The 22,382-nt window shown below is 61.7% G+C and carries 18 protein-coding genes; 13 read left to right on the top strand and 5 right to left on the bottom strand.

What is annotated here, in order from left to right; genetic code table 11:
* The first annotated feature begins 92 nt into the window (after positions 1 to 92).
* The 6 genes from abgT (at position 93) to REA38_RS08940 (ending at position 8,237) form a co-directional block, all read left to right on the top strand.
* A complete protein-coding gene (gene abgT, locus REA38_RS08965; RefSeq protein WP_308885720.1) occupies positions 93 to 1,619 on the top strand; it encodes a p-aminobenzoyl-glutamate transporter in 1,527 nt (508 codons plus the stop codon).
* A gap of 180 nt (positions 1,620 to 1,799) precedes the next feature.
* Positions 1,800 to 2,726, top strand: coding sequence for an aminoimidazole riboside kinase (locus REA38_RS08960; protein WP_033654841.1), 927 nt, complete (start codon positions 1,800 to 1,802; stop codon positions 2,724 to 2,726).
* A gap of 193 nt (positions 2,727 to 2,919) precedes the next feature.
* Positions 2,920 to 4,329, top strand: coding sequence for a carbohydrate porin (locus REA38_RS08955; protein WP_033654846.1), 1,410 nt, complete (start codon positions 2,920 to 2,922; stop codon positions 4,327 to 4,329).
* Positions 4,330 to 4,392: 63 nt separating this feature from the next.
* Positions 4,393 to 5,763 carry a sucrose-specific PTS transporter subunit IIBC gene (locus REA38_RS08950; RefSeq protein ID WP_033654840.1) on the top strand — a complete coding sequence of 457 codons (1,371 nt, stop codon included), beginning with the start codon at positions 4,393 to 4,395 and terminating at the stop codon, positions 5,761 to 5,763.
* Positions 5,763 to 7,172: a sucrose-6-phosphate hydrolase gene (locus REA38_RS08945; RefSeq protein ID WP_049212029.1), complete on the top strand. Its 1,410-nt coding sequence runs from the start codon at positions 5,763 to 5,765 to the stop codon at positions 7,170 to 7,172. Before REA38_RS08950 ends, REA38_RS08945 begins: the two co-directional genes overlap by 1 nt.
* A gap of 30 nt (positions 7,173 to 7,202) precedes the next feature.
* On the top strand, positions 7,203 to 8,237 hold the full coding sequence (locus tag REA38_RS08940) for a LacI family DNA-binding transcriptional regulator (protein WP_047570497.1): 1,035 nt from the start codon (positions 7,203 to 7,205) through the stop codon (positions 8,235 to 8,237).
* 55 nt (positions 8,238 to 8,292) lie between these two features.
* On the opposite strand, the gene exbD is transcribed toward REA38_RS08940, so the two are convergent.
* Both exbD and exbB read right to left on the bottom strand, forming a co-directional pair.
* Positions 8,293 to 8,715 (bottom strand): TonB system transport protein ExbD, encoded by a 423-nt coding sequence (gene exbD / locus REA38_RS08935; RefSeq protein WP_004937307.1) that lies wholly within the window; start codon positions 8,713 to 8,715, stop codon positions 8,293 to 8,295.
* Positions 8,716 to 8,718: 3 nt separating this feature from the next.
* Complete coding sequence (gene exbB / locus REA38_RS08930) at positions 8,719 to 9,696, bottom strand: tol-pal system-associated acyl-CoA thioesterase (protein WP_072270421.1); 978 nt, start codon at positions 9,694 to 9,696, stop codon at positions 8,719 to 8,721.
* Positions 9,697 to 10,127: 431 nt separating this feature from the next.
* On the opposite strand from exbB, the gene metC reads away from it, so the two are divergent.
* Positions 10,128 to 11,339: a cystathionine beta-lyase gene (gene metC / locus REA38_RS08925; RefSeq protein WP_308885718.1), complete on the top strand. Its 1,212-nt coding sequence runs from the start codon at positions 10,128 to 10,130 to the stop codon at positions 11,337 to 11,339.
* Between the two features lie 130 nt (positions 11,340 to 11,469).
* Complete coding sequence (locus REA38_RS08920; RefSeq protein WP_308885717.1) at positions 11,470 to 12,132, top strand: DedA family protein; 663 nt, start codon at positions 11,470 to 11,472, stop codon at positions 12,130 to 12,132.
* Between the two features lie 67 nt (positions 12,133 to 12,199).
* Here REA38_RS08920 and REA38_RS08915 read toward each other — a convergent pair whose 3' ends face one another.
* Positions 12,200 to 13,087 carry an AraC family transcriptional regulator gene (locus tag REA38_RS08915; protein ID WP_194243347.1) on the bottom strand — a complete coding sequence of 296 codons (888 nt, stop codon included), beginning with the start codon at positions 13,085 to 13,087 and terminating at the stop codon, positions 12,200 to 12,202.
* Positions 13,088 to 13,313: 226 nt separating this feature from the next.
* On the opposite strand from REA38_RS08915, the gene yqhD reads away from it, so the two are divergent.
* From yqhD to REA38_RS08900, 3 genes are all read left to right on the top strand, one after another.
* Positions 13,314 to 14,477, top strand: coding sequence for an alcohol dehydrogenase (gene yqhD / locus REA38_RS08910; protein ID WP_033654836.1), 1,164 nt, complete (start codon positions 13,314 to 13,316; stop codon positions 14,475 to 14,477).
* Positions 14,478 to 14,764: 287 nt separating this feature from the next.
* Positions 14,765 to 15,589: a 2,5-didehydrogluconate reductase DkgA gene (gene dkgA, locus REA38_RS08905; RefSeq protein ID WP_086580579.1), complete on the top strand. Its 825-nt coding sequence runs from the start codon at positions 14,765 to 14,767 to the stop codon at positions 15,587 to 15,589.
* Between the two features lie 142 nt (positions 15,590 to 15,731).
* Positions 15,732 to 16,337: a transglycosylase SLT domain-containing protein gene (locus tag REA38_RS08900; RefSeq protein WP_033649078.1), complete on the top strand. Its 606-nt coding sequence runs from the start codon at positions 15,732 to 15,734 to the stop codon at positions 16,335 to 16,337.
* 63 nt (positions 16,338 to 16,400) lie between these two features.
* Here REA38_RS08900 and REA38_RS08895 read toward each other — a convergent pair whose 3' ends face one another.
* A complete protein-coding gene (locus tag REA38_RS08895) occupies positions 16,401 to 18,569 on the bottom strand; it encodes a YgiQ family radical SAM protein (RefSeq protein WP_033649077.1) in 2,169 nt (722 codons plus the stop codon).
* Between the two features lie 80 nt (positions 18,570 to 18,649).
* On the bottom strand, positions 18,650 to 19,384 hold the full coding sequence (locus tag REA38_RS08890; RefSeq protein WP_033636050.1) for a GntR family transcriptional regulator: 735 nt from the start codon (positions 19,382 to 19,384) through the stop codon (positions 18,650 to 18,652).
* A 658-nt stretch (positions 19,385 to 20,042) separates the two neighbouring features.
* Between REA38_RS08890 and REA38_RS08885 the strand changes: the two genes are divergently transcribed.
* Together REA38_RS08885 and REA38_RS08880 are read left to right on the top strand one after the other, a co-directional pair.
* Entirely contained in the window at positions 20,043 to 21,440 is a 1,398-nt protein-coding gene (locus tag REA38_RS08885) for a cytosine permease (protein ID WP_025304294.1), read from the top strand.
* Positions 21,437 to 22,369 carry a PfkB family carbohydrate kinase gene (locus REA38_RS08880; protein WP_060431360.1) on the top strand — a complete coding sequence of 311 codons (933 nt, stop codon included), beginning with the start codon at positions 21,437 to 21,439 and terminating at the stop codon, positions 22,367 to 22,369. The genes REA38_RS08885 and REA38_RS08880 overlap by 4 nt, the downstream gene beginning before the upstream one ends.
* The last annotated feature ends 13 nt before the right edge of the window (positions 22,370 to 22,382 follow it).

Raw genomic sequence — 22,382 nt, 5'->3', positions numbered from 1 at the left:
GACAGGGCCCGGAGAACCGGGCCACTAAGCATAATTATAAATAAATCAAATAATAACAATCACACAACAGAGCAAACACAGAGGGTAAAATCATGAGTGAGGCCACAACGCCAATCAATAAAAGCCCCGGACGCGTTTTTTACTGGGTGGAACGCATCGGCAATAAGATCCCCAATCCGTTTTTACTGTTCGTCTATTTGATCCTGGTGCTTATGCTGGCCACCGCGCTGTTTTCCTGGCTCGACGTGGCGGTGAAAAATCCGGCCACCGGCGAGCTCATCAAGGTGAATAACCTGATGAGCGTGGCGGGCATGCAGTGGATATTTCCCAACATCATCCATAACTTCAGCAGCTTTGCGCCGCTGGGGGCTATTTTGGCGCTGGTGATAGGCGCCGGCCTGGCGGAAAAGGTCGGCCTGCTGCAGGCGCTGATGTATAAAATGGCCTCGCGCGTCAGCGCCCGCTACGCCAGTTATATGGTGCTGTTTATCGCCTTCTTCAGCCATATCTCGTCGGACGCCGCGCTGGTGGTGATGCCGCCCCTTGGCGCGCTGATGTTTGTGGCGGTGGGCCGCCACCCGATAGCCGGACTGCTGGCGGCGATCGCCGGCGTCGCCTCCGGCTTTACCGCCAACCTGTTGATCGTCACCACCGACGTATTGCTTTCCGGCATCAGCACCGAAGCCACCAAAGCGGTGGATGGCGCGGTTCACGTTAGCGTAATCGACAACTGGTACTTTATGGCCACCTCCGTGATCGTGCTGACCATCGCCGGCGCGCTGCTCACCGACAAGTTTATCGAGCCCCGGCTGCCGAAGTGGCAAGGCGGCGCCAAAGACAAAATCGCAGCGCTGACCCCGTTGCAAAACCGGGGGCTGATGATGAGCGGGATCGCCGCGCTGGTGTTTATCGCCATCATCGCCGCTCTGGTGGTGCCGGAGGCCGCGCCGCTGCGTGACCCGAACACCGGTTCGGTGATCCCTTCTCCGTTCATCAAGGGCATTGTGCCGATCATCATCCTGTTCTTCTTCACCGTCGCCATTACCTATGGCGTAGTCACCAAACAGATCCGGCGGCCGGATGACATTCCCCACCACTTGCTCGATCCGATGAAAAGCATGGCAGGTTTTATCGTGATGGTGTTTCCGCTGTCGCAGTTCGTGGCGTTCTTTAACTGGAGCAACATGGGCAAGTTTATGGCCGTCGGCCTGACCGATATGCTGGAAGCCGCCGGCATGAGTGGCGCGCCGGCATTTCTCGGCCTGATGTTCCTCTCCGCCTTCCTGTGCATGTTCATCGCCAGCGGCTCGGCGATCTGGTCAATTTTGGCGCCGATCTTCGTGCCGATGTTTATGCTGCTCGGTTTTCACCCGGCGTTCGCCCAGATGATCTTTCGCATCGCCGACTCTGCGGTGCTGCCGCTGGCGCCGATGTCGCCGTTCCTGCCGCTGTTCCTCGGCTTCCTGCAGCGCTACCGCAAAGACGCGCAGCTCGGCACTTATTACGTGCTGATCCTGCCCTATCCTGTGGTGTTCTTCAGCGTGTGGATTTTGCTGCTGCTGGTCTGGTATGCGCTTGGGTTGCCAATCGGCCCGGGCGTGTATCCGAAACTGGGCTAAACCGCCCGGCTACCTCGCCCCCGAGCCGGCTCGCGGGGCGGGTTCTCTTCCCCCCGATCCCCGAAGAAAAATTGATCTTCCTCACCCTCCCAACGCCCCAGCGCATTATTTCATTGCCTTGCTAAACCGGTTCTTCTATTTTAGCAACCCATCTGACAAGGACAAAAACAGGGATTAAGCATGATGAATCGCGTATGGGTACTGGGCGACGCCGTGATCGACCTGGTGCCGGAAAATGCCAACGGTTATCTCAAATGCCCCGGCGGCGCGCCGGCTAACGTGGCGGTGGGTATCGCCCGGCTCGGTGGCGACAGCGCTTTTATCGGGCGAGTGGGGCAAGACAGCTTCGGCGCCTTTTTGCAGCGGGTGCTGAGCGATGAAGGGGTGGATATCGGCCATATGCGGCCGGATCCCGAACACCACACCTCCACGGTCGTGGTGGATCTCGATCTGCAGGGTGAGCGCTCATTCACGTTTATGGTGCAGCCCAGCGCCGATCTGTTTTTGCAGCCCGACGATCTGCCGGCTTTCCAACGGGGCGAATGGCTGCACCTCTGCTCCATCGCGCTCTCGCAGGAGCCCAGCCGCAGCGCGGCCTTTACCGCGATGGAACGCATTCGGGCGGCCGGCGGCCGGGTCAGTTTCGATCCCAACATCCGCGAAGAGGTCTGGCGCCAGCCGGAAGCGCTGCGCCCCTGCCTGCAAAAGGCGCTGCTGCTGGCGGACGTGGTGAAACTGTCGCGCGAAGAGCTGGCTTTCATCAGCCATCTTGACGATCTGGAGAACGCCATTCGCTGGATGATGCAAACCTATCCGCTGCGCCTGCTGCTGGTGACGCTGGGCGGCGACGGCGTCTGCGTACACGATGGGCAGCGTCTACGCCATTTCCACGCGCCATCGATCGTGCCGGTCGATACCACCGGCGCCGGCGACGCCTTCGTCGCCGGGCTGTTAGCGGCGCTGGCGCGCCTTCACGAATTGCCGCAGGAAACGCAATGGCCGGCGGTTATCGCCCAGGCCCAGGCCTGCGGCGCGCTGGCCACCACCGCCAAAGGCGCCATGACCGCCCTGCCCCGCGCCGACGAGCTGGCCGCTTTCCTGCGTTGATCCACAACATTCACGGCGATCCGCAGGTTCGCCGTGCTTTTAACCACGATTTGCGCGCTCGATCACAATAGCTGAATCGGGTTAGCTAACTGAGTTGCCAGCTCGCTTCGCTCTCGTTATCTTTCGCCATGAAAAACCGGTTTAGCAATTTAGCAAACAATAATAACAACCCTTACCCGGATGATAGACGATGATGAAAAAACTCAGCTATTTGGCGATAACAACAGGGCTTTTCCTCTCCGCTTCCAGCGCAGCGGCCTCGGGCAGCGGCAGCATCGAGGCGCGTCTCAACGCGCTGGAACAACGTCTGGCGCAGGCGGAACGGCGCGCCGCACAGGCTGAAACCCGCGCGACGGCGGCGGAACGTCGGGCGCAACAGCTGGAACAACGCACCGCCAACACCGAACGGCAAACCGCACAGATTGCGCAGCAGGCCGCCACGCCGGAAACGCCGGTTGCCCCGGCCAGCGCGCTGCAGCTGAGCGGATTCAATGACCTGAAGCTGTACGGCGACGTGGAGTTCAATCTGGACGGCGCCAGCCGCAGCGGCCAACTGACGTCGCTGAAAGGCAGCGACCACAAGGACTGGAAACCCGGCAACAAAGAACGTTGGGATATCAACGGCCGCATTCTGGTCGGGCTGGACGGCTACCGCCGCAATCCGGACGGCAACTTCTCCGGCTTCAGCGTGCAGCCGCTGGCGGACATGACCGGCAAAATGAACCTGGACGACGCCGCCTTCTTCTTCGGCAATGAAAAGAACTGGCAAACCAAAATCGGCCGCTTTGAAGCCTACGACATGTTCCCGCTGAATCAGGACACCTTCATTCAATACTCCGGCAATACCGCCAACGATCTGTACGCCGACGGCTTCGGCTATATCTACATGATGAAAGAGGGCCGCGGCCGCAGCAGCAGCGGCGGCAACCTGATGCTGAGCAAATACGCCGGTGATGTCTATTTCGAGCTGAACACGCTGGTGGAGGACGGCACTTCGCTGTTCCAGGACAACAGCTACCACGGCAACGCCCTGGACAATAAGAAAAACGTCGCCTATTTACGGCCGGTGATCGCCTGGAAAAAAGACGCCTTCAGCATCGCGGCGGCGATGGAAAGCAACGTGGTGAATAACGCCTACGGCTATCGGGACAGCCAGGGCCGTTTCGTCGATCAGTCCAAGCGCAACGGCTACGGCATGACGATGAGCTGGAACAACAGCGCCGCCGATCCGGACAACGGCGTGGTGGCCAACCTGAGCACCGCCTATCTGGATGCCTCAGGCGAGCAAGACTTCACCGCCGGCGTCAACGTGCTGTGGCGGCGCTTCGAACTGGGTTATATCTATGCCCATAACAATATCAAAGAGTTCAATACCGCCGGGATCGCCGCCGATATCCACAATCCGCTCAGCGAACCGGGCAACTACGACATCCACACCGTTCACGCGTCGTATCAGATACCTGACATTATGAATATGAAGAATTTCAATCTGTATTTAGGCGCCTATGTGTCGCTGCTGGAGGCCAACGCCGACAACAAGATCGCCAACGGCGACAACGATCAACGTTACGGCATGCGCGCCAGATTCAAGTATTTCTTCTGACATCGATTCACGGCGCTGCGCCGCAAACGGCGCGGCGGCATTTTTATTTAGCAAGGGGACAACATGGACATTACCGCAACCGCCAACGCGCTGTTGCCGCTGCTTGGCGGTAAAGAGAATATCGCCAGCGCCGCCCACTGCGCCACGCGCCTGCGTCTGGTGCTGGTGGACGACAGCAAGGTGGACAAAGAGGCCATCGGCAAACTGGACGGCGTCAAAGGCTGCTTCAGCAACGCCGGTCAAATCCAGGTGATCTTCGGCACCGGGCTGGTGAACAAGGTGCATGCGGAATTCATCAAGGCGGCGGGCGTCAGCGAATCCAGCAAGGCCGAAGCCGCCGATATCGCGGCGAAAAAGCTCAACCCGCTGCAGCGCATCGCCCGCCTGCTGTCGAACATCTTCGTGCCGATCATTCCGGCGATCGTCGCTTCCGGCCTGCTGATGGGGCTGCTCGGCATGGTGAAAACCTACGGCTGGGCCGATGCCAACAGCGCGCTGTTCATCATGCTGGATATGTTCAGCTCGGCGGCGTTCATTATCCTGCCGATTCTGATCGGCTTCACCGCCGCACGCGAATTCGGCGGCAACCCCTATCTGGGCGCCACGCTCGGCGGCATTTTGACGCATCCGGCGCTGACCAACGCCTGGGGCGTCGCCGAGGGGTTCCACACCATGAACTTCTTCGGTCTGGAGATCGCCATGATTGGCTATCAGGGCACCGTGTTCCCGGTGCTGCTGACGGTGTGGTTCATGAGCGTGCTGGAAAAGCGGCTGCGCAAGGTGATCCCCAACGCGCTCGATCTGATCCTGACGCCGTTCCTGACGGTGGTCATCTCAGGCTTTGTCGCCCTGCTGTTTATCGGCCCCGCCGGCCGCGCACTGGGCGACGGCATCTCCTTCGTGCTCAGCACGCTGATTGCCCATGCGGGCTGGTTCGCCGGGCTGCTGTTCGGCGGCCTCTATTCCGCTATCGTCATCACCGGCATTCACCACAGTTTCCATGCGGTAGAGGCCGGGCTGCTCGGCAACCCCAATATCGGCGTCAACTTCCTGCTGCCGATCTGGTCGATGGCCAACATCGCGCAAGGTGGCGCCTGCCTGGCGGTGTATTTCAAAACCCGCGACGCCAAAATCAAAGCCATCGCGGTGCCTTCGGCCTTTTCCGCCATGCTCGGCATCACCGAGGCGGCGCTGTTCGGCATCAACCTGCGCTTCGTGAAGCCTTTCCTGGCGGCGCTGGCGGGCGGCGCGCTCGGCGGCGCCTGGGTGGTGGCCAACCACGTCGGCATGAATGCGGTCGGGCTGACGGCGATCCCCGGCATGGCGATCGTGCAGGCCAGTTCGCTGGTCAGCTATATCCTCGGCCTGGCGATCGCTTTTGGCAGCGCCTTCGTGCTCTCCCTGCTGCTGAAATATAAAACGGACGCGCAATGATGGAAGAACTCAGCTTAATCAAACAGGCGCTGCGGGCGGTAATGAACGGCCAGACACGCGCACTGCGCGATCCGCACCGCCCGGCCTGGCATCTGGCGCCCAGCGTTGGCTTGCTGAACGATCCCAACGGCTTTATCCAGCACAACGGCGTTTATCACCTGTTCTATCAGTGGAACCCGCTGGGCTGCGATCATCGCAACAAGTGCTGGGGACACTGGCAATCGACCGATTTATTGCGTTGGGAACATCAGCCGATCGCCCTGGCGCCGGGCGCCTGTTACGACAGCCACGGCTGTTACTCCGGCTCGGCGGTGGTGGCGGAAGACAAAATCACGCTGATCTACACCGGCAACGTGAAATTCCCCGACGGCTCGCGCACCGCTTACCAATGCCTGGCTCAGGAAAGCGATCGGGGCGAATACCGCAAACTCGGGCCGGTGCTGCCGCTGCCGGAGGGCTACAGCGGCCACGTACGCGATCCGAAAGTGTGGCGTCATCAGGATGCCTGGTACATGGTGCTCGGCGCGCGTGACTTGCAGGATCGCGGCAAGGTGCTGCTGCTGCGTTCCTGCGATCTGCGCGACTGGCAAGCGCTGGGGGAGATCGCCGGTTCCGGCCTGAACGACCTGGGTGAATTCGGCTACATGTGGGAGTGCCCGGACCTGTTCTCGCTGGACGGCGACGACGTGTTGATCTGCTGCCCGCAGGGGCTGGCGCCGCAGCCGGAACGCTATCTCAACCGTTATCAGGCCGGCTATCTGCTCGGTAAGCTGGATTACCGGCAGGCGGCCTTCAGCCACGGCGAATTTCGCGAGCTGGACGCCGGCTTCGAGTTCTACGCGCCCCAGACGACGCAGGCGGAAGATGGCCGCCGCCTGCTGTTCGGCTGGATGGGCGTGCCCGAGCAAGATGAAGAAGCCCACCCGACGCGCCGTTACGGCTGGATCCACACCATGACCTGCCCGCGCGAGCTGTCGCTGCAGCATGGCCGCCTCTATCAGCGCCCGGCGCGCGAGCTGCAACAGCTGCGCGGCGAGCGGGCTGGCTGGCAAGGCCACGCCGATGACGCCCCCGCCTATGCGCTGGGCGCCGCGGAGCTGCAGCTGACGCCGCAGGGCGCGTTCAGCGCCGCCTTTGGCGACGCCATGACGCTGAGCTGGGACGGCGAACGGCTGCAGCTGACGCGTGCTTCCCTGGCCGACGGTAGGCCGGAGCACCGTTACTGGCGCGGCCCGGTCACGCATCTGCAGCTGCTGTTCGATCGTTCCAGCGTGGAGATTTTCATCAACCACGGCGAGGCGGTGATGAGCGCGCGCTACTTCCCGGCAGCTGAACCGCAATTGCGGCTGAACGGGAGCGCGCCGCTGGCGTTGGAATACTGGCCGCTGACGCCATGCATGCTAGAATGACGCATCCTCCGATGACTTCAGACGGCGTCAGTGAAAAAAAATAAACGCATTACCATCAGTGACATCGCCACGCTGGCCGGGGTGTCGAAATCGACCGCCAGCCTGGTGCTGAACGGCCGCAGCAAGGAATACCGGGTGTCCGACGACACCCGCGATCGCATTCTGGCGCTGGCGCACGAACACCATTATCAGCCCAGCATCCACGCCCGCTCTTTGCGCTCCAACCGCAGCCACACGCTGGGGCTGGTGGTGCCGGAGATGACCAACTACGGCTTTGCGGTGATCTCGCGCGAGCTGGAAACGCTGTGCCGCGAGGCCGGTCTGCAGCTGTTGATCGCCTGTACCGATGAAAACCCGGCGCAGGAGATGATGGCGGTGAACAGTCTGGTGCAGCGGCAGGTCGACGGCCTGATCGTCGCCTCCAGCCAGCTGAACGACGCGGAATACCAGAAGATCAACGCCGGGCTGCCGGTGGTGCAGATGGACCGCCTGATCGCCGGTTCCGAACTGCCGCTGGTGATCACCGACTCGGTTAATGCGACCGCCGACCTGGTGGAGAAGGTCGCGCGCCAGCATCCGGATGAGATCTATTTTCTCGGCGGGCAGCCGCGCATTTCACCGACTCGCGATCGGCTGGCCGGCTTCCAGCTTGGCCTGGAGCGCGCCGGCGTATCGTGCAAACCGGAATGGATCATCAACGGCAGCTATCACCCCAGCTCGGGTTACGAGATGTTCGCTCAGCTGTGCGCGCAGTTGGGGCGTCCGCCCCAAGCGCTGTTCACCGCCGCCTGCGGCCTGTTGGAAGGGGTATTGCGTTATCTGACTCAGCATCAGCTGATGGAAAGCGACATCCACCTGTGCAGCTTCGACGATCACTACCTGTTCGACTGCATGACGCTGAAGATAGACACGGTGGCGCAGGACTGCCGGGCGCTGGCGCAACATAGCTTCAGCCAGGTCACCGCGCTCATCGACGAGCGGCCGCTGGAACAGAACGCGCTTTATCTGCCGGGCCGTATCCACTGGCGCCATGCCGGTTCGCGGGCGTTGTTGGCCGGGGAGTGATATTTCTGAATCTATAAAAAAGGGCGCCTGAGCGCCCTTTATCGTTTTGCTGCCGCTACTTGGCGGCGCCTTCCATGCCCACCAGCCCCACTTTCAGATAGCCGGCTTTACGCAGGGTGTCCATCACGCTCATCAGCGTTTCATAGTCCACGCTCTTGTCCGCCTGGAAGAAGATGGTGGTTTCTTTGTTCGCCTGAGTGCGTTGATCCAGCACCGAAGTCAGCTGATCGGCATTCACCGGCTGATCGCCAACGTAGAGCTGCTTGTCGGCCTTCACCGACAGGAACACCGGTTTTTCCGGCCGCGGCTGCGGTTTGGCGGAAGAAGCCGGCAGATCGACGCGGATATCTACCGTTGCCAGCGGCGCGGCCACCATAAAGATGATCAACAGCACCAACATGACGTCGATAAACGGCGTCACGTTGATTTCATGCAGTTCGCCGCTGTCGTCCAGATCTTCATTTAAGCGCATCGCCATGACTCACCCCGCCCGCAGTTGGTGTGCGTGCTGTGAGCGCTTGGCTTCCGCCGTCGCGGCCAGATCCAGATCGCGGCCCTGCAGCAGCAAGACCTGCGCCGCCACGTCGCCCACCTGGGCGCGATGGCCGCTGATGACGCGGGCGAAGATGTTGTAGATAACGACGGCAGGGATCGCCGCGACCAGGCCCAGCGCGGTCGCCAGCAGCGCTTCCGCGATGCCCGGCGCCACGACCGCCAGGTTGGTGGTCTGCGAATGGGCGATGCCGATGAAGCTGTTCATGATGCCCCACACGGTGCCGAACAGGCCGACGAACGGCGAGATGGCGCCGATGGTGGCCAGGAAACCGTTGCCGCGGCCCATGTTGCGGCTGTAGGCCGCCACGCGGCGCTCGAGGCGGAAGCCGGTACGCTCTTTGATGCCGTTGTTGTCGCTGGACTCTGCGGACAGCTCCAGCTCATTTTGCGCGTCGTTCAGCAAGACAGCGCTGACGCTCTGCGAGCCGAAGTTTTGCGCCAGCTCGGAAGCTTCATCCAGCGAGCGCGCGTCGGCCAGCGCCAGCTGTTCGCGGCGCAGGCGGCGTTTGGCACGCAGCAATTCACTGCCTTTGGAGAACAGAATGGTCCAGGTCACGATCGAGGCCAGCACCAGGCCGATCATTACCGCTTTCACCACCGCGTCGGCGTGCTGATACATGCCCCAAACGGACAGATCCATGCCGCGGGTTTCCGGTGGCTGGATCGTTGGCGCCGGGTTCACCGGCGTGATGCTTTCCGGCGCGGCGGCTGCAGGTGCAGGCGCGGCGGTCGGCGCAACGCTTTCGGTAACGGCCGGATTGGCCGCCGGCGCCGCCTGCGCGCTGCCGGCCAGCCCCACGACCAACACCATTGAAGCCATCAGGCTGCGGCCAAAGGCCTTGCCCCACTGCGCCCGGCCCTGGCCGAACGATCCTTGATTTAAATTCTTGCCAGCCGTTTTCACGCTGTGCCTCCACCCATTACCGATCAAAATTAAGGAATAATTCAGCGTGCGATCATATCAAACCAACCGGGGATTGATAGTAGTTCTCATTATTATTTACCAAATAAACGAGAAAATTTTAGCCAACCCCGCGGCAAAGCGCCAATCCACGTCCGTTCACCGCCAAACGCCCCTTTTATGGGGTTATTTCGTTACTTTTCCCCCACAACGGCGCAACAAGGCCACGCTGCCGAACGGCATCTCGACCGATGAATGGGCTTCTCTCTCGCCGCTCGGCAGAAGGATGAGGAGAGAAATGCGCCGTCGGCAGCCAATTATAGCCGTTTCTGTATCTGGAGGTTAAAACGTCTGGATGGCTATATTAACTCATGTTAACGTAAGGGCTATCGCAAACGGGCACGTGCAGAGCAACCAGAGGTGAGCCAGGTACCATGACGTCAAAACATATCGAAACCACGCTGATCGGCGCCGGCCGCGGCAAGCGCTACACCCAGGGCTCCGTCAATCCCGTCACGCAACGCGCCTCTTCTTTGGTCTTCGACTCCGTCGCCGCCAAAAAACACGCCACCGCGCAGCGCGCCCACGGCGAGCTGTTTTACGGCCGACGCGGCACCCTGACCCACTTCGCGCTGCAGGATGCGATGGTGGAGCTGGAGGGCGGCGCCGGCTGCGTGCTGTACCCCTGCGGCGCGGCGGCGGTGGCCAATGCGATCCTGTCGTTCGTCGGCGCCGGCGATCACCTGCTGGTCACGGGTTCGGCGTACGAACCGACCCAGGATTTCTGCACCCACATCCTCGGCCGCATGAACGTCAGCACCACCTATTTCGATCCGCTGATCGGCGCCGACATCGCCACGCTGATCCAACCCAATACCCGCGTGGTGTTCCTGGAATCCCCCGGCTCCATCACTCTGGAAGTGCAGGATATCCCGGCCATGGTGCAAGCCATTCGTGCCGTGGCGCCGGAGGTGGTGATCATGATCGACAATACCTGGGCGGCAGGCGTGCTGTTCAAGGCGTTGGATTTCGACATCGACATTTCTATTCAGGCCGGCACCAAATACCTCATCGGCCATTCCGATTACATGCTCGGCACCGCCGTCGCCAACGCGCGCTGTTGGGATCGGCTGCGCGAGTACTCCTATTTGATGGGGCAGATGGTGGATGCCGACACCGCCTACATGGCGAGCCGCGGCCTGCGCACCCTGAGCGTGCGCCTGAAGCAGCACGAGCGCAGCAGCATCGAAGTCGCCAACTGGCTGGCCGAACGGCCGGAGGTGGCGACGGTCAATCACCCTGCCCTGCCCGGCTGCAAGGGCCACGAGTTCTACCGCCGCGACTTCAGCGGCTGTAACGGGCTGTTCTCCTTCGTGCTGAAAGAGCGGCTGGATGATGCGCAGCTGGCCGCCTACCTGGACAACTTCAGCCATTTCAGCATGGCCTACTCCTGGGGCGGCTTCGAGTCACTGATCCTGACCAATCAGCCGGAAGAGCTGGAAGCGATCCGTCCGGCGGGCGGCGTCGATTTCTCCGGCACGCTGGTGCGCCTGCACATCGGCCTGGAGAACGTCGAAGACCTGATCGCCGATCTGGCGGCCGGCTTCGATCGCCTCAACGGCGTGCGCCAAGACGGATTCCGGTAATTTTCTTCGTCTCGTTTAATGTCGGCTTAAGCTATTAGCGGTACACTAGCCGGGTAACTGTCAGATACGGTAACCGCCGCATCCTGGAGAACGTGACCCCGGGCGCAACCGGCATGCAACAGGACATAAAATGGATGTATTACGAGAGATTATTCATGCGCTTTGGCAGCAGGACTTTATCGCCCTCGCCGATCCCAGCGTGATTTGGGTGGTTTATGCCGTGCTTTTCACCACCCTGTTTTTGGAAAACGGACTGCTGCCCGCCTCCTTCCTCCCCGGCGACAGCCTGCTGCTGCTGTCGGGTGCGCTGATCGCCAAAGGCGTGATGGGCTTTGCCCCCACCCTGCTGATTCTGACCGCCGCCGCCGGCCTAGGCTGCTGGCTGAGCTATATCCAGGGCCGCTGGCTGGGCCACACCAGCCTGGTGAAAGGCTGGCTGCTGCAGTTGCCTGCGCAATACCACCAGCGCGCGCACAGCCTGTTCAACCGCCACGGGCTGACGGCGCTACTGATCGGCCGCTTCCTCGGCTTCGTGCGCACGCTGCTGCCAACCATGGCCGGTATTTCCGGGCTCAACAGCTCGCGCTTCCAGGTGTTCAACTGGCTGAGCGCGGCGATCTGGGTCTGTGCGCTGGTCGGTCTCGGCTATGCCTTCAGCCAAATTCCCTTGGTAAAACGCCACGAAAGCCAGGTGATGACCGGCCTGATGCTGCTGCCGCTGCTGCTGCTGTTCGTCGGCCTGCTGGGCGCCATGCTGGTGATCTGGCGCAAAAAGCGCGCTTCCTCTTCCTAAATCCGGCGCGCTACAGCGCCTTCTCGACCAGCGCCAGGCAAGATCGCCCTGCCCCGGTAAACGCGGCTCAGCCCTCCAGCAGCAGCGGGTTGGCCTCGCGCAGCCGGGCGACTTCATCGCTCGGCGTCATGCCGAACAGCCGCTTGAATTCACGGCTGAACTGCGACGCGCTCTCGTAGCCGACGCGGATCGCCGCGGTGCTGGCCTTCAGGCCGTCATGCACCATCAGCAGGCGCGCCTTATGCAGCCGGTACGACTTCACGTACTGCAGCGGCGAGGTGTTGGTCACCGCCTTGAAGTTGTGGTGGAACGCCGAGACGCTCATGTTGACCTCGCCGGCCAACTGCTCGACGTTGAGGTTGTCGGCATACTGATGTTCGATGCGCCGCAGCGCCTTGGCGATCTGGCTGAAGTGGGTATGGCGATTGACCAACTCCTGCAGCGACGCGCCGCAGGTGCCGCGCAGCACGTAGTAAAGGATCTCGCGCACGATCTGCGGCCCCAGCACCCGGGCGTCGAGCGGCTTGGCCATCACGTCCAGCAGGCGTTCGGTGGCGCACAGCAGCGCTTCCGTCAGCTCGGCCAGGTTCACCCCGTTGCTCTCCGCCCGCGGTTGCATCAGGTAGTCGTCGTCGCCGATGTCGATCAGCAAATCCTGCAGCATTTGGGTATCGATATTGACCGCCAATCCAACCAGCGGCAGTTCCGGGCTGGCGAAGGTTTCGCATTCGAACGGCAGCGGCACCGTCATCAGCAGGTAGTTGCGCGGATCGTACTGGAACACCTTACTGCCGCAATAGCCGACCTTGTGCCCCTGAAAGATGATGACGATCCCCGGTTCGTACATCACCGGTTGGCGCGGGCAGTGGCGATCGACATACAGGATCTTCACCCGCGGCACCGGCGACGGCGTGTAGCCGTTGCCGGTGGCGATAGCCATCGCCTGGCGCGCCATGCGGCTGCGCTGCGCATCGATTTCAATCACGGAAACACCCTCTTACAGTCAGAACGATTCGGCATAAATCATAATTTAGAATTCACCATTCCTACAGAGGATTGTAGAAATAGGCAAGAACCAAACAGGAATGTGCATTGTGCGCTGCCGGCAGGTTGCTGACAATACGGGCCAGAAACCTTTGCGCCGCGTTGGCGCCCGCCTGACAGAAAGAGAGAAATCAACCATGCAAAACTTCATTCTGCATACCCCAACCAAAATCCTGTTCGGCAAGGACCAAATTGCCGAAGTGGCCGGCCAGATCCCGGCGGACGCACGCATCCTGATCACCTACGGTGGCGGCAGCGTGAAGAAAAACGGCGTGCTGGATCAGGTGTATAGCGCGCTGGCCGGCCGCGACGTGCGGGAGTTCTCCGGCATCGAGCCGAACCCAACCTACGAAACGCTGATGAAAGCGGTCGAGGTGGTGAAGGCGGAAAACATCGATTTCCTGCTGGCGGTCGGCGGCGGGTCGGTGGTTGACGGCACCAAGTTCATCGCCGCCGCCGCCCGTTATACCGCCAACGGCGACGCCTGGCATATCCTGCAGACCGTCGGCAGCCACATCGCCGACGCGGTGCCGATGGGCTGCGTACTGACGCTGCCAGCCACCGGTTCCGAATCCAACAGCGGCGCGGTGATCACCCGTAAAAGCAGCGGCGACAAGCAGCACTTCTTCTCGCCGCTGGTGCAACCGCGCTTCGCCGTGCTGGATCCGGTGGTGACCTATTCGCTGCCGCCTCGCCAGATCGCCAATGGCGTGGTCGACGCCTTCGTACACACCCTGGAGCAGTATCTGACCTACCCGGTCGACGCCAAGGTGCAAGATCGCTTCGCCGAAGGCCTGCTGCTGACCCTGCTGGAGGACGGCCCGCGCGCGCTGGCCGAACCGGAAAACTATGCGGTGCGCGCCAACGTGATGTGGAGCGCCACCATGGCGCTGAACGGCCTGATCGGCGCCGGGGTGCCGCAGGACTGGGCAACCCACATGCTGGGCCACGAGCTGACCGCCATGCACGATCTCGACCACGCGCAAACACTGGCCATCGTGCTGCCGGCGCTGCTGCACGAGAAGAAAGCGCAGAAGCGCGCAAAACTGCTGCAGTACGCTGACCGCGTTTGGGGCCTGCGCGAAGGCAGCGAAGACAGCCGCATCGACGGCGCCATCGCCGCCACTCGCGCCTTCTTCGAGCAGATGGGCGTACCGACCCGCATGGCGGATTATCAGCTCGACGGCAGCAGCATTCCGGCGCTGCTGGACAAGCTGCATCAGCACGGCATGACCGCCCTGGGCGAGCATCAGGACATCACCCTGGACGTCAGCCGCCGCATTTACGAAGCGGCGCGTTAATCGCAAAACGGCGATTTTTTGCTAGGCTTTAGTCTCCGCCAGCCATTTTTCGCCGCATCCGGCGCCCGGCCGATCACCGGGCGCCGTCAGGCGCCTCAGCGCGCCGCCGATCGTTTCGCACCACCCGTCTTACCGCTCATTCGCAGGGAGAGCGGCGAGAAAGTCGCCCTCCCGCCACCGCTGAAATTAGGCTGGCAAACCCGGCAACCGCCCACTTTGCCAACTAGAATTTATCTATAGCCGTTTCGGTGCCGCAGGCGCCGCAATCCGTACACAAGGAGATGCGCATGACAACGCAACAACCCATCATCAAACTCCACGATGGTAATCTGATGCCGCAGTTGGGTCTCGGCGTTTGGCAGGCGAGTATTGAAGAGACCACCCGCGCGGTGAGCAAAGCGCTGGAGATCGGCTACCGCTCCATCGACACCGCCGCGATCTACAAGAACGAGGAAGGCGTCGGCGCCGCGCTGCAGTCCAGCGCGCTGCCGCGCAGCGACCTGTTCATCACCACCAAGCTGTGGAACGACGATCAGGGCGATCCGCTGGCGGCGCTGGAAACCAGCCTGGAGAAGCTAAAACTGGACTATGTGGATCTGTACCTGATCCACTGGCCGCGCCCGCAGCAGGATCAATACGTCTCCGCCTGGCGCGAACTGATCAACCTGCGCGATCAAGGCCTGGTGAAAAGCATCGGCGTATGCAACTTCCATACGCCGCACCTACAGCGCCTGCTGGATGAAACCAACGTGGCGCCGGTCGTCAACCAGATAGAGCTGCACCCGCTGCTGCAACAGCGCCAGCTGCGCGCCTGGAACGCCACGCACCACATCGCCACCGAATCCTGGAGCCCGCTGGCGCAGGGCGGTGAAGGGGTGTTCGACCAGCCGCTGATCAAGGCGCTGGCCGAAAAATACGAGAAAACCCCGGCGCAGATCGTGGTGCGCTGGCACTTGGACAGCGGCCTGATCGTGATCCCGAAATCGGTCACGCCGTCGCGCATCCGCGAAAACTTCGAGGTGTTTGATTTCAAACTCGATAAGGACGAACTGGGCGAGATCGCCAAGCTGGACATCGGCAACCGCCTCGGGCCGGATCCGGATACCCTGTAATTCCTCCCCAAGCCCTCTCCCGCCGGAGGGGGCTTTTCCTTTCCGCACATTGCTCCCTTGCGCCGCCTGACGTTATGATGACGACGCCGGAGGCTCCGCCCGCCGGTTAATACCGTTAAAAAACAGACAAGCACGGAGCACCATGAAATTCTCTTTCTCACACGGGTCACGGCTGGGCATGCTTTGCATCATGCTGGTGCTGGCGGGTTGCGCCGGCAAGAAACAGCGCGTCAGCTACGATCGCCACGCCTTCGACAGCGCCATTAAAGACGCCGCCAGCGAATACGGCGTAGACGCCAAGCTGATCACCGCCATGATCCAGGTGGAGTCCGGTTTCAACCCCGCCGCAGTGAGCAGATCCAATGCGATCGGCCTGATGCAGCTGAAAGCCGATACCGCCGGCTGCGACGCCTATCGTTACAAAGGCAAACGCGGTTGCCCGGACGATGACGATCTGCTGGATCCCGACACCAATATCGATCTCGGCGCCGCCTATCTGGCCACCTTGCAAAAACAACAGCTTAAAGGGATCGCCAATCCAGTTACGCTGCGCTACGCCACCATCATCGCCTACGTCAACGGCACCGGCGCGCTGCTGCGCACCTTCTCCAGCAACCGTCAGCAGGCCATCGCGATGATCAACAACCTGTCGCCGGAAGCCTTTAACTGGCACGTGCGCAAATACCACCCTGCTCCACAGGCGCCGCGCCATTTGATGAAAGTGGAAGCCGCCTACGATCGGCTGTGATGAGTAAAAGTAAAAAGGAGAACCCGAGGGTTCTCCTTTTTGTTTGCGCCCGCGGCGTGGCCGTTACGGCTTGGCTTTGCGAATCGGTTTGCGCGGCGGCCGGTTGGACGGCGTGCGCTGCCGATTGATATCGGTATGTTTGGTCAGCGCCGGCCGGGTATGGCGCTGCAGGCGTTTCGCTTCGCGCTGCTCGTCGATGCTCGGCGCCGGCACCAGACACTCGCGGCGGCTGCCGATCAGGTGCTTCAGCCCCATCTCTTCCAGCGCGGCGCGGATCAGCGCCCAGTTGGCCGGATCGTGGTAACGCAGCAGCGCCTTGTGCAGGCGGCGCTGGCGATCGCCGCGCGGCACCACCACGTCTTCGCTCTTGTACCCCACCTTGCTCAGCGGGTTTTTGCCGCTGTAATACATGGTGGTGGAGTTGGCCATCGGCGAAGGATAGAAGTTCTGCACCTGATCGAGGCGGAAACGGTTCTTCTTCAGCCACAGCGCCAGGTTCACCATGTCTTCATCGCGGGTGCCCGGGTGCGACGAGATGAAGTACGGGATCAGGTACTGCTCTTTGCCCGCCTGCTTCGAATAGTGATCAAACAGCTGCTTGAAGCGATCGTAGCTGCCCATGCCCGGCTTCATCATCTTCGATAGCGGCCCTTCTTCGGTGTGCTCCGGCGCGATCTTCAGGTAGCCGCCGACGTGGTGGGTCGCCAGTTCCTTGATATAACGCGGATCTTCCACCGCCAGATCGTAACGAACCCCGGAAGCGATCAGGATCTTCTTGATGCCCTCCAGCGAACGCGCGCGGCGATACAGCTTGATGGTCGGCTCGTGGTTGGTGTCCATGTAGGTGCAGATCTCCGGATACACGCACGAGGCGCGGCGGCAGGTCTGCTCGGCGCGCGGGTTGGTGCAGCGCAGCATATACATGTTGGCGGTCGGGCCGCCGAGATCGGAGATCACGCCGGTGAAGCCCGGCACCTTGTCGCGGATCTCTTCGATTTCACGAACGATCGAATCTTCCGAACGGCTCTGGATGATGCGCCCTTCATGCTCGGTGATCGAACAGAACGAGCAGCCGCCGTAGCAGCCGCGCATGATATTCACCGAGAAACGGATCATGTCATAGGCCGGAATGCGATCCTGGCCGTAGGACGGGTGCGGCACGCGCTGATAAGGCAGCGCGAAGACGCTGTCCATCTCCGGCGTGGTCAGCGGGATCGCCGGCGGGTTGATCCACACGTAGCGGTCGCCGTGTTTCTGCATCAGCGCACGGGCGCAGCCCGGGTTGGTTTCATGGTGCAGAATGCGCGAGGTGTGCGCATAAAGCACCTTGTCGCCCTTCACTTTCTCGAAGGACGGCAGCAGCACGTAGGTCTTCTCCCACGGCTTCGGCTTGGCGGCGCGCACGGTGACAGGCTTGGCTTCCGGCTCTTTCGGCTTGGCGCCGTCGGCACACGGCAGATCGTCGCCGTACGGGTTCGGGATAGGTTCGATGCGGCCCGGCTTGTCGAGGCGGGTGGAATCCACGCCGCTCCAGCCCGGCAGCGCTTCTTTGCGCATTACGGCGGTATTGCGAATATCGTGGATGTCGCCAATCTTCTCACCGGCGGCCAGGCGATGCGCCACTTCCACCAGCGGGCGTTCACCGTTGCCGTAGATCAGCATGTCGGCCTTGGAATCCACCAGCACCGAGCGGCGCACGGTATCCGACCAGTAATCGTAGTGGGCGATGCGGCGCAGGCTGGCTTCGATGCCGCCCAGCACGATCGGCACGTCTTTGTAGGCTTCTTTACAGCGCTGGCTGTAGACCAGGGTGGCGCGATCCGGGCGTTTGCCGCCGACGTTGCCGGCGGTGTAAGCATCGTCGTGGCGCAGTTTGCGATCGGCGGTATAGCGGTTGATCATCGAGTCCATGTTGCCGGCGGTGATGCCGAAGAACAGGTTCGGTTTCCCCAACCGCATGAAGTCTTCTTTGTTGCTCCAGTCCGGCTGCGCGATGATGCCGACGCGGAAGCCCTGCGCTTCCAGCATGCGGCCGATGATCGCCATGCCGAAGCTCGGGTGATCGACATAGGCGTCGCCGCTGATGATGATCACATCGCAGCTGTCCCAGCCCAGTTGATCCATCTCTGCTCGCGACATCGGTAAAAACGGCGCGGTGCCAAAACATTCCGCCCAGTAAGGCTTATAGGAAAACAGTTCACGATCGGGTTGGATCAGGCTGGTGGTGCTCATTCTGCTGCTCTTTTTACAGGTTAATTAATCGCCGGGCGGCGATTATACGCACTAGCTGCAAAAAGAGCATGGTTATTTCGCTAACCGTTCACTTCGAATTCATAAACGTCGCTGCGGCACAAGATATCGCTGAACTCCAGCGCCTCACCCTGGGCATTGCGGCTGGTCTGGGTGATGTGCAACAACGGCGCGCCGCACGGCACGTTGAGCAGCTCGGCAACCTCGTCGCTGCAGGATACCGCCTTCAGCAGAAAGTGTTTATCTTCAGGCACGATGCCGCGCGATTGCCATAACGCATACAGCGAATGTTCCAGCTGCCCCGGTTCGGGCAGGAAGCGCGGCGGAATATAGGTGGTTTCCAGCGAGACCGGGCTGCCGTTCAGCAAGCGCAAACGCCGCAGTTTGACCACCTCATCCCCTTCCGCCAGCCCCAGCGCCGCCGCGGCCTTGGCCGGCGCGCCGACCCGGGTGCGCAGCAGCCATCGATTGCTGACGCTGCTGCCGTGGCGCAGCGCCTGAGCGGTGAAACCGCTGTCCTTATCGAGGGAATAGCCAATGTGCATCGCCACGCGGGTACCAACGCCCTGCTGTCGCAAAATCAGCCCCTTCTCCTCCAGCAGTTTCATCGCCTTGCTGACGGTGACGCGCGACAGCGCCAGGCCTTCCGCCATCTGCCGTTCGGGCGGCAAAAACGCCTCTGCTGCCAGCACCTGCTGCCTGATCGCGGTTTCTATCGCCATCGCCAGCTGAATATAACGCGGCGCTACCGCCCCCTGCGCCAGATGGCCACGCAGCCAGGCCATAAAATCCGTCATTCGCCCGCCCTCTTACCTATGCCATTTGTCTGGATTTCGTTTTTTATCCTATCGCCGCTCCGGCGATAAGCCCCTCACCTTAACTAAAATATCGCTAATGTTTTCAGAGTGGCATCACAATTTTTGCCTAATGGACTTTCATTGGATCTAGATCGCGCGTAATCTGTGCTTATTGATGTTGATACATCAATCGCACCAACACCAGGGACCCACTTTAAAAACAATAAAAAACCCGCTGCCAGCCCTAAAGGATACCCTTGATGGCCGGTAGCGGGGATATACTGTCAGCACAAACGGCCGAGAATAAGCAACGTAGCTAATGGATAGCTTGCTCACTGCTCATAGCCACATCACAGGATCCCCTCGCGGTGGGCGCAACGGATCGATGTCGGCAAATAGAAACGTTCCCGCTTCGCCAAACCCCGCTGCAGACCCACTCTTTGACTACACTCATTGGCGCCGTGCGGCCGACGTGCCTCACCCGATAAGGCGGATACCGCCCTCACTTTAACAGACCCGGCGGTATCAGCCGCTACACACTGCGCGGAATCGGCGTCTTCACCGACAACGGAATAGCCGGCGTCAACCGCGCCAACGGAATCGATTTTCAGTCAACTGCGGCGGCCCTCGCGGCCCTGCGCTACAGGGATCATTTGCTATGACCGATATCAATCGCAATGAAGCATGGAAGGTAGAAAGCACCGGTATCGATCGGGTGCCGGACGCGGAACAGACCGGCAAGCCCATCGAGCTGTTTTGGATCTGGTCGGCGGCCAATATCGGCATTCTCGGCGTGGTATACGGCGCCATTATCGTCGGCTTCGGCTTATCCTTCCTGCAATCGGTACTCGCCGCGCTGGTCGGCGTCGCCAGCTTCGTGCTGGTCGGTCTCACCAGCTTCGCCGGCAAGCGCGGGCGCACCTCTACGCTGACGCTCTCGCGGGTGATTTTCGGCCTGAAGGGCAACGTGGCGCCCACCCTGTTCAGTTGGATCAACCTGATGGGCTGGGAAGCGGTCAACGTGATCACCGGCACCCTGACGCTGGCGGCGCTGTTCGAGGCCTTCGGGTTGGGTAGCAGCCACCTGCTGACCGCGCTCAGCCTGCTGCTGTTCGGCGGGCTCACTGTCGTCGTCAGCCTGCTGGGGCAAAATACCGTGGTCTGGATGCAAAGCTGGTTCAGCCGCATCTTCGGCACCATGACGCTGATCGTGGTGCTCTATATCCTGTTCAACACCGAGTGGAGCCAGGTGCTGGCGCTGCCTTCCGGCAGCTGGTTGACCGGCTTCCTGCCGGCGGTATCGGTGATCGCCGCCGGCACCGGCATCAGTTGGGCGATTGCCGGCGCCGATTACAGCCGCTATCAAAGCCCGAGTTCGTCGAGCAAAAGCATTTTCGCCGCGGTAATGGGCGGCGCCTGTTTGCCGCTGATGCTGCTGATGCTGGCCGGCATCCTGCTTTCCGTGCAGCTGCCCGATCTGGCCAGCGCCGCCAACCCCATCGCACTGATAGGCTCGGTGCTGCCCGCCTGGATGGCCATTCCTTATCTGCTGGCCGCCACCGCCGGCATCGTCACCATCGCGGTGCTCAGCCTGTATTCCGCCAGCCTTAACCTGCTGACCATCGGCGTGCAGGTCAAGCAGTGGCTGGCGGTGTCGATCGACGCGGTGGTGGTGTTGGGCATCGCCCTGTATGTGCTGTTCATCTCCGGCGATTTCATGGGGCCGTTCATCTCCTTCCTGGTGTTCTGCGGCGTCTTCCTGGCGGCCTGGGAGGCGATTTTCCTGCTCGATTACCTGTGCCTGCGCCGCCGCCACGGGTATGATGGCAACGCTTTGTACGGCCTGCATGGCCAGAACCGCGGCGTGCGCAAAGCCCCGCTGTTCTGCTGGTTCCTCGGCGCCCTGTGCGGCCTGCTGGTCACCAAAACCGGTTTTATCGACGGCCCGCTGGCCAAAGGCCTGTTCGCCGATTCCAGCCTGGGGCTGTTTGTGTCGTTCGCGGTGAGTCTGATCGCTTACGGTCTGTACCTGACCCAACGCAGAGAACATCAATGAGTGAGTGGGAAGCTGTAACACCTGTCCTGGTGATTGGGGGCGCGGTCGGCGATCTGGTGATGACGCTGCCGCGCCTGCCGACCAGCGGCGAAGATATCGAAGCCCAGCCGCAGGCGCGGCAAATCGGCGGCTGCGCGTTCAACGTGGCGCGCGCGCTGGTGCGCCTGGAAACGCCGGTGATTAACGGCATGCCGGTTGGCAACGGTGAATGGGGCGCGGCGGTCGAAGCCGCCATGAGCGAGCTGGGGCTGGAGGTGCTGCTGCGCCACGGCCAGATGGACAACGGCTGGTGCCTGGCGCTGGTGGAGCCAAACGGTGAACGCACCTTCATCACGGTTTCCGGCTGCGAAAGCCAATGGAATAAAGCGCAGCTGGCGACGCTGCCGCTGACGGAGCACACCCTGATCTACGCCAGCGGCTACGAGCTGGCGGGCGAAAGCGGCGAGGCGCTGCGCGAGTGGCTGACGCGCATGCCGTTCGACCAACCGCGCCTGATCGATCCCGGCCCGCGCATCGCTCAGCTCAGCGAAGATTTCTTCGCCATGCTCAGCGACAGCCACACCCTATTGACGCTCAACCGCGACGAAGTGGCCGCGCTGTGCGGCGGCGGCGACGCCGTGGAGGCCGCGCAGCGCTATGCCGCCGCCCGTAACCTGACGCTGATTTGCCGCCTGGATCGCGACGGCGCGTGGATCTGCGACGGCCGCACGCCGCCGCTGCACGTGCCCGCCTATCCGGTAGACGTCGTCGACACCATCGGCGCGGGCGATGCCCACTGCGCCGGTTTGCTGGCGGGCCTGTCCGCCGGCTGGCCGCTGCCGCAGGCGGTCGATCTGGCCAACCGGGTCGCCGCTTGCGTGGTGGCCAGCCTCGGCGCCGCCAATCCGCCGGACCGGCAGCAGTTGCAACAGCGCTTCCCGCAGGCCTGACGTTTCAAGGCGC

Origin of the sequence: Serratia sp. MF1(2023) (genome assembly GCF_030954545.1) — a bacterium.
Lineage (GTDB): Bacteria > Pseudomonadota > Gammaproteobacteria > Enterobacterales > Enterobacteriaceae > Serratia > Serratia sarumanii.
This window is presented reverse-complemented; position numbering and strand designations above follow the sequence as displayed.